Raw genomic sequence first — 11,745 nt, forward strand, 5'->3', positions numbered from 1 at the left:
GACGCCGCTCGCGACCATGACAGAGCAGCCGGATCGGGAGTTCTTGCTGAGCATCTTCCTCATGGAGGCCTGGGACACGGTCTCCATCCTCGAGGAAGGCGCTCCCGGTCTGCCCGCCGGCGACGATGTCGAGCCGCTGCTCGTGGTCGCGCATCGCCTCCGGGGCGCGGCCGCCCTCCACGGCTTCCCCGAGCTGGCCGCGGAGGCGGCTGCCATCGAGGACATGCTGGAGCGGGTGTCCGCGGCGGGCGCCGCCGAGCGCGTCGCAATCGCGGGCGCCCTCGGGGCCGCGGTGACGCGGCTGCGCGAGGGCCTCGAGCGCACCGGGACGACCCCGCCCGCCCCCGAACCGGGGCTCGCCGAGGCCGAGACGACCGACGCCCTGCTCACGGAGCTCGCCACGTTCTACGCGAGCAACACGGAGGTGCTGGAGTACTTCGGGCCCGAGGCGGTGGAGCACCTCGATACGATCGCGCACTCGCTGCTCGCCATCGAGGGGGGCGCCGATCCAAGGGCGGAGGCCGCTACGCTGTTCCGCGCGTTCCACACCCTCAAGGGAGCCGCGTTCACCGTGGGGTGCCGTGCCATCGGGGACTTCGCCCATCGCGTGGAGGACCTCCTCGTCGCCGTCCGGGAGGCGCGCCAGCCCTTCACCCCCGCGGTGGTGGAGGCGGTGTTCGCGAGTGCCGATGCCATCCGCCTCATGCTCGCGGCGGCGACCGAGCGCCCGCGCGGCCTGGACGCGGCGGCGCAGCGGGCGCGGGGGCTCATCGCCGCGCTCATGGTGGATGGCCGCGCCGCTGCGAAGGAGACGGCCGCGGAGGACGCGCACGTCCCCGAGACGGCGACCGCCTCCCCCCGCGTGGCGGTCGCGCCGGCCCCGCGCGCGAGCATCCGGGTCGCGGTGGACCGCCTGGACTCGCTGATGAACCTGGTCGGCGAGCTCATGGTCGCGCGGGCGCGTATGGACGAGCACCTCGCGCAGCTCGACCGAGTGGGCGAGCTCTTGCTCTGGAGTCGCACGCGCATGGGGGAGGCGGTGCGCGCCTTCGAGGGCAAGTACGAGTACACGCAGCTGCCCGCCATGGCCGGCGCGCGCGCCGGCGGCGGCACGGGCGTCCCGCCGCTGGGTCCCCCCACGACCGGCCACTCCAGCGCCCTCGTCCATGAGTTCGAGGAGCTCGAGTTCGATCGCTACGACGACTTCAATATCCTCTCGCGGCGCGTCGCGGAGGTCTCCGCCGATGTGGGCGAGGTGCAGGCGCAGCTGGCCGCGCTGGTGCGCATCGTGCGGGACGACGCCGCCCAGATGCAGCGTCTCACCTGGAGCTTGCGCGGCGAGATCACGCGCTCGCGCATGGTGCGCATCGGCACGCTCTTCGGCCGCTTCCTGCGTCGGATCCGCGCCATCGCGGCGGACACCGGCAAGTCGGTGGACGTGAAGGTCATGGGGGAGGGCGTCGAGCTCGACAACACCATCATCGAGCAGATCGCTGACCCGCTGCTGCACCTCGTCCAGAACGCGGTGTTTCACGGCATTGAGCCCGAGGCGGAGCGGACCGCCCAGGGGAAGCCCGCCCGCGGCACCCTCACCTTGCGTGCCTATCAGGAGGGCGGCTCGGTGTACGTGGAGGTGGAGGACGACGGGCGCGGCATCGCCGCCGACCGTCTGCGCGCGAGCGCCGTCCGGGGCGGCTTCCTGGACGTGCCGGGGGCCGCGCGGCTCAACGACCGCGAAGCGCTCGACCTCGTCTTCCTGCCGGGGTTCAGCACCGCCGAGGTCGCGACCTCGGTGGCCGGGCGGGGCATCGGCATGGACGTGGTCCGCACCAACGTGCTGCGGCTCGGTGGCGAGATCGACGTCGAGACCGAGGTCTCTGTAGGCACGCGCTTCACCCTCAAGCTGCCGCTCACCGTCCTCATCGGTCACGCGCTCGCCATCCGGGTCGGGAAGACGGAGCTCGCGGTCCCGGTCAGCGCGGTGCGCGGCCTCTACGCCGTGGACCCCGCGGATATGCACGCCGGACCCGAGGGCGAGACGGTGGAGCTCGAGGGGGATGTGCTCGATCTCATCCGGCTGGCCCGGGTGCTCGAGCTGTCCGGCGAGGCACCCTCCGGGCGCATCCCCGTGATGGGCCTGCGGGCGGGCCGCCGGGTCGTTGCCGTCGCCGTCGACGAGTTCCTCGGCAAGCAGGAGATCGTCATCAAGAGCCTCGGCGCCTTCCTGGAGGACGCTGGGCCCTGGGCCGGCGCCAGCATCGCGGGCGATGGACGGATGGTGCTGCTTCTCGATCCCAACCGCCTGGTCGAGCGCGTGCGGGGGGCCGGCCGATCCGAGGGGCGGCCCACCGTCGAGACGCCGTCGCTTTCGCCGTCCGGACGGCCGGGCCGCGTGCTCGTGGTGGACGACTCCCTCAGCGTCCGGAAGTTCGTGGGCATGATGCTGGAGCGCGCCGGCCTCGAGGTCCGCCTGGCCTCGGACGGGCACGAAGCGCTGGGTCTCCTCGCCGAGGCGGCGAGCGACCTCGTCGTCACTGATCTCGAGATGCCCCGGGTGAACGGCTTCGAGCTGATCACCGACCTGCGCCGTCGGCCGGAAACGCGCGACATCCCGGTCATCGTGCTGACCACGCGCGCCGGCGAGAAGCATCTGGCGCTCGCGCGCAAGCTGGGGGTGGAGCACTACGTGACCAAGCCCGTGGACGAGCGCGCGTTCGTCGCGCTGGCCTTGAGCCTGGTGCCGCAGGGCGCCCGGGGGGCCCGGCCGTGAAGGTCCGGGGCCATGGGATGGATGGAGCGGTCAGCACCCCCGTGCGGGTGCTGGTGGCGGGCGAGTCGCGCGCCATGCGCAGCGCGCTCCGTCGCATGCTGGGCGCGGATCGACGCCTCGACGTGGTCGGGCTGGCGAGCGACGCCGATGAGGTCCTCCGCTCGGTCATCCGTCTTCGACCCGACGTGATCGTGGTCGACGTCGGGATGGATCCCTCCGATGCCCTCGCGACGATCGACCGGGTCATGGCCGAACATCCGACAGCCATGGTCGTGATGAGCGCGGCCACGCCGGAGGGCGGCGAGTCGGCCATCCGCGCGCTCGAGCTGGGAGCCGTGGACGTACTCGCGAAGCCCAGCTGGAGCGTGGACCCCGGGCTGAGCGCGCTCGCCGACGAGATGGTCCGCAAGATCCTGACCGCCTCGCGCGTGCGACCGGCGCGCGTCGCGGCGGCGCGCCCGGGCGAGCGGCCGCCCGCCGCCTCGCACCCGAGCCTGCCCACCTTCGGCGTGCCCGCCAACGACCAGGGCTGGACTCCCTGCGTGGTGATCGCCGCATCCACCGGCGGGCCGGCCGCGCTGCTCTCGCTGATCCCTGAGCTGCCGAAGGAGCTGCCCGCCTCGGTGCTCGTGGTGCAGCACATGCCCGCGCCCTATACCTACACGTTCGCCCACATGCTGAACGACCGCGCGGCCATCGAGGTGCGCGAGGCTGCCGAGGGCGACCGCCTGGCGCGGGGGCAAGCCTTCGTCTGCCCGGGCTCGCGGCATCTCACCGTCGACGCGCGCGGCACGGTGTGGCTTCGCCCCGCGCAGAGCTCGTCCCAGGACTCGCCGTCCGCCGACCTGGCGATGACGTCCGTGGCGGAGCAGGCGGCGGGCCTCGCCATCGGCGTGGTGCTCACCGGGATGGGCCGCGATGCCGCGCTCGGCGCCGCCGCCATCCGGAAGAGCGGCGGCATCGTGATCGCGCAGGACGAGGCGTCCTCGGCGGTGTACGGGATGCCGCGCGCTGCCGCCGACATGGGCTGCGTCGACGCGATGGTGCCCCTGTCCGGGCTGCCCGAGACGGTGCTGGCCTGCGTGGGCGATCTGCTGAGCCATCACCTGCGGATGGGCCATGCCTCTTAGCCCGAGCCGTGTCGCGCCGCGGCCCCACCACATCCCGACCCTGCGGGGGCGCTACCTGCTCTTCGCGGTTCACGGCCGCACCTACGCGGTGGAGGCGTCGTGCGTGAAGCAGGTGCGCCGTGGTGAGGGGGCGCTGGACGGTGACCTCTTGTTCCTCGGCACGCCGTACACGGTGATCGACCTGCGCGCGCTCCTGGGCTTCCCCGAGTGGACCGGTGCCGCCGAGGGACCGCACGGCCGCGTGGCAGTGCTGGTGGTCGGTGCCGGGCTGTCCGGTGCGCTCCTCGTGGACGCCATCGTCAATCTGGTCCTGCTGCCCCTCGACGTCATCGGCTCCGTGCCGCTCGACTTCTCCGCGCCTGAGCGGCGCTGGCTTCGCGGGCTCGCCCACGTGGACGGCCGCGAGATCCCGGTGCTCGACGTGGAGGCGCTGCTGCCATACCGCCTGGAGAGGAGATATGCCCAAGGTCTTGCTGGTTGATCCCGAGCCGGATAGCCGCGGCGCGTTCGAGCGCGCCCTGCGGGGTGACGGCTACGAGGTCTCCGTCGCGACGAGCGGATCATTCGCCCTGACGCAGATCGAGTGGGATCGGCCTCACGTCATCGTCACCCAGGCGCGGGTGGACGACATGGACGGCTGCGAGCTGTTCGGGCTCGTGCGGAGCGACCCGAAGACCAGGGAAATTCCGTTCCTGCTCGTTGCCGGGCTGGAGCGGCACATCGCCGCGCAGGCCGCCGCGCACGGGGTCGACCGGCTCTGCACGGGCCACGTGAGCATGCGTGTCTTCCTGGACGGTGTGCGCGCGCTGCTCACGGGCGAGCCGGCGGCGGGCGCCGCCGCGCCGGCGGCGAGCGCTGCGCCGAAGGAGCCGCCGGCCCAGGTGATGCGGGGCACGCTCGACGTCATGGACCTGCCCGCGCTCGCCCAGGCCATCGCGATGGGCGGCAAGACGGGCCGACTGACGGTGACCCTGACTCCGGGCGTGGGCGTGCTCGAGTTCGAGGGCGGCCAGCTGGTCCACGCCGAGTACGGCGGGGAGAGCGGAGAGCAGGCCTTCACCGACTTGGTCTGCGCCTCGCAGGCGGAGGGCGCCGGGGACTTCTGCTTCTCACCGGTCGCGCGCGGCCAGACGGGCAAGCTGCCCCGGACGGTACACCGGAGCGTGGATCGGTTGCTCCTGCGCATCGCCGCAGGCATCGATGAGGGCCGCGCGGCCCTCGAGACAATCGAACCGGCCGCCCCCGGGCGCGCCGCGAAAGGGCGGGCCTAGGTCATGGCAAAGGTCCTGGTCGTGGACGATTCGCTGAGCGTGCGCAAGGTCGTGGAGCGCGCGCTGGTCGCCCGCCAGCTCGAAGTGGTCTCGGCGGCGTCCGGCAACGAAGCCATCGCACAGATCGAGCGCGAGCTGCCCGATCTGGTGGTGTGCGACGTCGTGATGCCCGACCGCGACGGCTACGAGATCTGCCGCTTCGTGAAGTCGCATCCCAAGCTCGGGCGGGTGCCGGTGCTGCTGATCTCCGGCATTGTCAACGGGACCGTCCTCGAGCAGGCCGCGGAGGCCCGGTCCGACGACGTGCTGCGCAAGCCCTTCGAGGCGGCCGAGCTGGTCCGCAAGGTTTCCGAGCTCCTGGCCGGCAACGGCGCCTCCGGCCGCCCGGCGACGGCGCGCCTGGACGCGCCCGCCGCCAACGGCGCGCCCGTGCCGGCAGCGCAGCCGGCGCCGGCGACCGTGCCCGTTCCGCCCGCGGCGCCGCCGATCACGCCGCAGTCGGTCGCCGCCATTCTGAGCCGCGCGCGTAGCGGCGAGCCCTCGACCCCGCCCGCCGGGTGGACTCCGCCTGCCCCCGCCCCCCGCGTGGAGCCGGCCGCGGCGGCGCGCCCGCCTGCCCCGCTCGCGCCGGATCTCCGCACGGCGCTCGCGCAGTTCATGACCGCCTCGGGCGCCGACTGGGCGGCGCTCAGCGATCGCGAGGGCTTTCTCATCGAGGCGGCCGGGGCCGCGTGGTCCGAGGTCGAGATCGCCTCGGCCATGGCGGCCTGTCTGGTGGAGTCCTCCGAAGGCATCGGCCGCGAGCTCGGCCGGGGCGGCCTCGGCGCGATGCTCGTGGAATACGAGAAGGGATCCGTGCTGCTTCACACCGTGGGCTCGACGGCAGTGCTGGCCGTGATGCTCAAGGACGCGGCCGCGCTCGGGAAGGTCCGCTACTACGTGAAGCGGTTCCTGCCCGACCTGGCGCGGTTCGTCTGAGGGGGGCGAGAACGCGATGAAGAGCCTGGTCCTGACGCTCGCGAATCTGGCCGGATATGCCGTGACGGCCCTGGCGCTGTTCGCGCTCCTGCCCGTCGCCGATCTCTCGCTGCCCTGGTGGGTCGCGCTGGCCGCGCCCGCCATCGTGTACACGCTCGTGGTGACGATGTGCTGCCCACGCGCCAACACCGCCGAGGCGATCGGCATCGTGGCGCTGCTCTTCCTCGCGCACGCGGCGCTCGCTTCCGCCACCGGCATGGTCTACGCGGCCTTGACCGAGCTGCCGTACCCCACCGCGCTCGCGCTCACGGCGTGGCAGTACCTGCCCGCGCCCGTGCTGCAGGTGCTCTGCGTGTCGCTGATGGTGCTGCCGTTCCGCGCGTTCTATGCGCCGCCGCGCGCGCGCCGTCGCGGCCGCTCCGGCGTGTCGCCCGCCGCCGCGCTGGGTGTCGGGTCCTCGGGGAACCCGCGCCACGTCGCCCCCGAGCTGCCGCCGAGCCCGTTCGCGACGCCTGAGCTCCCGCCGTCCTCGCCGGCGCTGGCTGGCGCGACTCCCGAAGGCTTCGGCCTGCCCGCGCCCATCGCGGGAGGCTCGCGGCGGGAGGGCGCCGAGCGGGTGGAGGAGGTCGTCTCGATCCCGTTCGCGCGTATCGCCGATCAGCTTCCCGCCGGCGCGTTCACCATTTCCCCCGATCGGCTCGGCGCCAACATGCTCGAGCCGGGCCATTTGCTCGTGCCGACTCGTCTCGTCATCCCGCAGCTGGTGGAGGGCCATGTGACGGTCGCGTGGGAAGATATCGCCGATCAGTTCCCGCGGCACGCGCTGGCCGTGGACGAGGCCTCCGTGCGGGACGGCCTGGCCGACGGCCGAATCGTGCTACCGCTCGACGAGGTGGTGCGCCGGCTGCCGGCGGAGATGTTCGAGATGAGCTCACCGAGCGCGGACATCCAGGGCCTCGAGCGCTTCCCGCTGCCGTTCCGCCCGTTCGAGCTGGACCCGGACCCGATGATGTCGAGCCCCCCGCCGTCCACGCCGGCGGCGGCGGCGCCGACGCCGGCCGAAGAGCCTCCGGTGAAGGGCGCGCTGCCCGATCCGGCGACCGTGGTCGAGCCCGAGCCGGCCGAGGCAGTGGTGGAGCGGTCAGTGCCCGTCGCCGAGGCCGCGCCCACGATCGAGGCCGAGTACATCCCGTCCTTCCTGGTTCCGGACAGCGAGATCGAGTACGGCCTGCGCGACCGCATGAGCGAAGCCCTGCTGCCCGAGCTGCCTAGTGCCGAGGTCACGGCCGAGCTTGGCGAGGTGCCCAACCCCGTGGTCAAGGCCGAGCGGGACGAGCTGTCCAGCGCGGACTTGGAGGCGGCGAGGTCCGGTGTCGTCGCGGCGGATCTGCCCGCGATGACTGTCGCGGCGACGCCCGCGGTCGCGACTCCGCCCGTGGTGGAAAGGCCGCCGGTCGTGGAAACACCACCGGCCCTGACGCCGCCACCCCCCCTGACGACGCCGCCGGTCGTGGGGAGGCCCAGCGTCGTGGAAAAGCCGCGCGTCGTGGCGCCGCCGGTCGAAGGGCCATCCGTGGAGGCGCCCCGGGTCGCGGAAATCCCGCGCGTCGTCCCGTCGCCCGTTGAGGCGCCCCGGGTGGAGCAGCTGGTCGCGGACACGTCACGGACGGCCGCGCCGTCCATCGGAGATCGGGCCCGACAGGGGAGCCAGCTTGCGGCGGTGCTGACGCCGTTCGGTGCCTTGGAGGTCGGCTCCCGCGGCATCGAGGGGGTCACGCTGTTCACGTTCGCGTCAGGTGCGCTATCCGCCGAGGCGGTGCTGCGCACGGCCGGCGCCATCCTGCCATTCCTCATAACCGGGCGCGCGCCGTGGACGGTGGATCAGCTCACGGTGCGCCGCGAGGGCGGGGCGATCATCGTCACCCCGCTCGGTCCCGTCGAGTCCGGCGGGCCCGCCATGGTGGCCTCCGTCGGCCGCGTGGGCTCACTCGCCCTGCTCGAGATCGTGTGTCTCAAAGCCGCGCGCGAGCACCGGCTGACGTATTCCGCGGTCTCGCCGCGCGCCGCGGCGTCCGCGACGTCCGGCGGCGCGACCTATGACACCCGCAATGGCGGCGGTCTCTCGCTGGGCTTCCTCGCTGGCGACCTCGACGCATTCGGGCGGGTGAGCCCCACCGTGCTACGCGACTCCACTGGCGGCACCGAGGTCTGCGTGTTCCTCACGCCCGGTGGCGACAGCCGGGCGGTGGCGGGCTTTTCCGTGGACGTCTGCCGTGCCCTCGTCGAGAGCGACGAGCCCGCGCTCGGGGCGCTCCAATCGGTGACCTTCCGTCTGGGCGAGCGCCGGCTGGTGGTCCGGCCGGTGAAGGGGACGCTCGGACGCTTCAGCGTGCTCGTGGCCGCCGGTGAGGCCGTGGACCGGCCGGGCCTCGCGCATCGCCAACTCGAGCGCGCCGCCGGGCTGCTGCGCGGCGTCTGAGAACGGGAGCCATGTCGATCATCAACTACGCGGCGAAGGAGATCAACTTCAAGGTGGTCTACTACGGCCCCGGTGTGGCGGGCAAGACCGCGAGCCTGCAGCACGTGCACCGCTCCCTCCCCGACGCGAACAAGGGGAAGATGATCTCGCTCGCCACCGGCGACGACCGCACGATCTTCTTCGACTTCCTGCCGGTGTCCGCCCTCACCGTGCGCGGCTTCGTGACCAAGTTCCAGCTCTATACCGTGCCGGGGCAGGTGTACTACAACATGACGCGGAAGCTCGTCCTCCGCGGCGTGGACGGCGTGGTGTTCGTCGCGGACTCCCAGTTCGAGCGGCTCAAGGAGAACGCGGAGAGCTTCCGCAATCTGGAAGAGAACCTCCGGGAGTACAACTACGACCTCGACCGTATGCCGTGCGTGATCCAGTACAACAAGCGCGATCTCCCCAACGCCGCTCCGGTGCCGTACCTCGAGTACATGCTGAACCGGCGCGCGCGGCGGGTGCCGTCGTTCGAGAGCGTGGCCAGCCGCGGCGCGGGAGTGTTCGACGCCCTCAACACGGTATCCCGCATGGTGCTCCTCAGCGAGTTCGGACAGGAACAGGAGGTCCAGCGCAATGCTTCGTGACCTGGTGATCCACGAGAACGAGGCCGCTCGCATCGGGCAGGTGCTCGGCAGCTTCCTCGAGGAGTCGGGGGCGTCGGAGGCCCTGCTCATCGACCGCAGCGGCCAGCTCCTCGCCTCCAGCGGCAAGACCGCCACCTTCGACACCGTGTCGATCTCGGCGCTCGCCGCGGGCGCGTTCTCCTCGACGGGAGCCATCGCGGAGCTCCTCGGGGAGACGGAGTTCTCCGTCCTCTTCCATCAAGGGGTGCGGGAGAGCATTCACGTCTCCACGGTGGACGGCGAGACCATCCTGCTGGCCATCTTCAACGACGGCACCACCGTCGGCATGGTGCGCCTCTTCGCCAAGGAGGCCTGCCGCGCCATCGGGGCGGTGCTCGCCGAGGCTCGCACCCAGCCGCGCCGCGTGGGGGCCCTGGCCCCGCCGCTGAGTGCGGACGAGGCGCGCGGCCGGATCGGGCCGGAGAGCCGCTAGGGAAGGACCACCAAGCTCATGGCCGTCGTGCACCCGCCCGGGCCAGGCGCCCTCTCCACCCAGGAGCGGCGCGAGCTGGCGGAGACCGCTCAGGTCTTCGAGATGATCGTCGAGGCCAATCCCCTCGAGGTCGGCGCGCTCGAAGCCCTCCGGGAGATCTACGTCAAGCTGGGCGACCTGGACAAGCACGCGGACGTGGCCCGCCGCATCGCGGAGGCCCACGGCACGGCACCGGACGGCAACGGGAAGTCCGCCGAATCACATGGGGCGCCCGCCGAGATCCCCGACGCGCCGCCCGCGCCGGCGGCCCGTTCAGTCGAGGCCGCCGCCACGACGGCTTCAGTCCACGCTCCCGCAGTCGCGCCAGCTCCGCCGCCGCGGCCGGCCGAGAGGGCGCCCGCTGCCCCGCCGGCTCCCACGGGCCGGGCCGGAGCGCGGCGCTCCGAGCTCGCCGCAGCGCCCGCGCCCGCCGCGGCGTCCGTGGCTTCTCAGCCGTCGGCGCCCTCCGCCCCATCGCCGGCCCCTCGGCCGGCGGTACCCGCCCCCGTCGCGAGCCCCTTCGCCGCGTCGGGCAAGGGCAAGGTCGAGACAGGCCCGGTGACCGGCCGCATGGGACGCCTGGGCGACCTCCTCCTCGCCGGGGGGCACATCAGCCGAGCGCAGCTCGACCAGGCGCTCGAGAGCCAGCGCGGCTCCGGCGAGAAGATCGGCGCCGTCTTGACCCGGCTGGGCTTCCTCACGGAGGAGCAGCTCACCGAGTTCCTCTCCAAGCAGTACGGGATCCCCTCGACCTCGCTCTCCCAGCTCGACATCGACACCGACGTGGTGAGCCTGGTGCCCGCCCAGATCGCGCGCAAGTACGAGGTCCTCGCGATCAAGCGCGAGGGCAACGCGCTCACCCTCGCCATGTCGGATCCGACCAACGTGTTCGCGCTCGATGACGTCGCGTTCATGACCGGGCTCACGGTGGTCCCGGTGGTGGCGCCGCAGAGCGCCATCCGGAAGGCCTTCGAGCAGCACTACGAGGCCGAGGCGAGCGGCATCGCCGCGGTGATCACGGAGATGGCCCAGGCCGCGCTGGGCGACGTCGAGGTCGTCGAGGGCGAAGAGGAAGCCTGGGCGAAGGCCGACGTCTTCGAGCTGAAGGAGTCGGCCGACGAGCCTCCGGTCGTCCGACTGATCAACATGATCCTGGTCGACGCGATCCGCCGCGGGGCCTCCGACATCCACCTCGAGCCCTACGAGCAGGTGTTCCGCGTGCGCTTCCGGGTCGACGGCGTGCTGCACGAGATCATGACCCCGCCCAAGCGGATGGAAGCCGCTCTCACCTCACGTGTGAAGATCATGGCCAGTCTCGACATCGCCGAGCGGCGGCTGCCTCAGGACGGGCGCATCAAGCTCCGCTATCACCAGCGCGAGATCGACTTCCGCGTCTCGACGCTGCCGACGATCTTCGGCGAGAAGACGGTCATGCGGATCCTGGACAAGGAATCGCTGCAGCTCGACTTGACGATGCTCGGCTTCGATCCCTGGAGCCTCGAGCACTTCACCAAGGCCATTCATCAGCCGTACGGAATGATCCTGATCACCGGGCCTACGGGCTCGGGCAAGACCACGACGCTGTACTCGGCCATCCATACCATCAATTCCCCGGATATCAACATCATGACGGCCGAGGATCCCGTCGAGTACAACCTCAAGGGCGTCAACCAGGTGCAGGTCAATGACGAGATCGGCCGCACCTTCGCGGCCGCGCTGCGGAGCTTCCTCCGCCAGGACCCCGATGTCATCCTCGTCGGCGAAACGCGCGACGTGGAAACTGCTCAAATCGGCATCCGCGCCGCGCTCACGGGCCATCTGGTGCTCACCACCCTGCACACCAACGACTGCCCGTCCTCTGTCGCGCGCCTGCTCGACATGGGCATCCCGCCCTTCCTCGTGGCGTCCGCGCTGCTCCTCATCCTGGCGCAGCGTCTGGCCCGCCGCGTCTGCACCGAGTGCAAGGAAGCGTACGAC

The 11,745-nt window shown here is 72.1% G+C and carries 9 protein-coding genes; all 9 read left to right on the top strand.

Annotation, left to right across the window (positions count from 1 at the left end):
* Positions 1-16: 16 nt before the first annotated feature.
* Positions 17-2,770, top strand: coding sequence for a hybrid sensor histidine kinase/response regulator (locus VFX14_21075; protein HEU5192191.1), 2,754 nt, complete (start codon positions 17-19; stop codon positions 2,768-2,770).
* Entirely contained in the window at positions 2,767-3,900 is a 1,134-nt protein-coding gene (cheB, locus tag VFX14_21080) for a chemotaxis-specific protein-glutamate methyltransferase CheB (GenBank protein ID HEU5192192.1), read from the top strand. The genes VFX14_21075 and cheB overlap by 4 nt, the downstream gene beginning before the upstream one ends.
* Positions 3,890-4,381 (top strand): chemotaxis protein CheW, encoded by a 492-nt coding sequence (locus VFX14_21085; protein ID HEU5192193.1) that lies wholly within the window; start codon positions 3,890-3,892, stop codon positions 4,379-4,381. Before cheB ends, VFX14_21085 begins: the two co-directional genes overlap by 11 nt.
* Positions 4,359-5,171, top strand: coding sequence for a DUF4388 domain-containing protein (locus VFX14_21090; protein HEU5192194.1), 813 nt, complete (start codon positions 4,359-4,361; stop codon positions 5,169-5,171). Before VFX14_21085 ends, VFX14_21090 begins: the two co-directional genes overlap by 23 nt.
* 3 nt (positions 5,172-5,174) lie before the next feature.
* Positions 5,175-6,149: a response regulator gene (locus tag VFX14_21095; GenBank protein HEU5192195.1), complete on the top strand. Its 975-nt coding sequence runs from the start codon at positions 5,175-5,177 to the stop codon at positions 6,147-6,149.
* A gap of 16 nt (positions 6,150-6,165) precedes the next feature.
* A complete protein-coding gene (locus VFX14_21100) occupies positions 6,166-8,628 on the top strand; it encodes a hypothetical protein (GenBank protein HEU5192196.1) in 2,463 nt (820 codons plus the stop codon).
* Positions 8,629-8,639: 11 nt separating this feature from the next.
* Positions 8,640-9,257, top strand: coding sequence for an ADP-ribosylation factor-like protein (locus VFX14_21105; GenBank protein ID HEU5192197.1), 618 nt, complete (start codon positions 8,640-8,642; stop codon positions 9,255-9,257).
* A complete protein-coding gene (locus VFX14_21110; GenBank protein HEU5192198.1) occupies positions 9,247-9,729 on the top strand; it encodes a roadblock/LC7 domain-containing protein in 483 nt (160 codons plus the stop codon). The genes VFX14_21105 and VFX14_21110 overlap by 11 nt, the downstream gene beginning before the upstream one ends.
* An 18-nt stretch (positions 9,730-9,747) precedes the next feature.
* The coding region (locus VFX14_21115) for an ATPase, T2SS/T4P/T4SS family (GenBank protein HEU5192199.1) at positions 9,748-11,745 on the top strand (1,998 nt) is incomplete at its 3' end.

This window comes from Candidatus Methylomirabilota bacterium, from assembly GCA_035764725.1.
GTDB lineage: Bacteria > Methylomirabilota > Methylomirabilia > Rokubacteriales > CSP1-6 > DASRWT01.

Excerpts from the sequence above, each read along its gene's own strand:
- VFX14_21075 (HEU5192191.1), top strand. The coding sequence starts at position 17 with ATGACAGAGCAGCCGGATCGGGAGTTCTTGCTGAGCATCTTCCTCATG.
- VFX14_21085 (HEU5192193.1), top strand. The coding sequence starts at position 3,890 with ATGCCTCTTAGCCCGAGCCGTGTCGCGCCGCGGCCCCACCACATCCCG.
- VFX14_21090 (HEU5192194.1), top strand. The coding sequence starts at position 4,359 with ATGCCCAAGGTCTTGCTGGTTGATCCCGAGCCGGATAGCCGCGGCGCG.
- VFX14_21095 (HEU5192195.1), top strand. The coding sequence starts at position 5,175 with ATGGCAAAGGTCCTGGTCGTGGACGATTCGCTGAGCGTGCGCAAGGTC.
- VFX14_21100 (HEU5192196.1), top strand. The coding sequence starts at position 6,166 with ATGAAGAGCCTGGTCCTGACGCTCGCGAATCTGGCCGGATATGCCGTG.
- VFX14_21105 (HEU5192197.1), top strand. The coding sequence starts at position 8,640 with ATGTCGATCATCAACTACGCGGCGAAGGAGATCAACTTCAAGGTGGTC.
- VFX14_21110 (HEU5192198.1), top strand. The coding sequence starts at position 9,247 with ATGCTTCGTGACCTGGTGATCCACGAGAACGAGGCCGCTCGCATCGGG.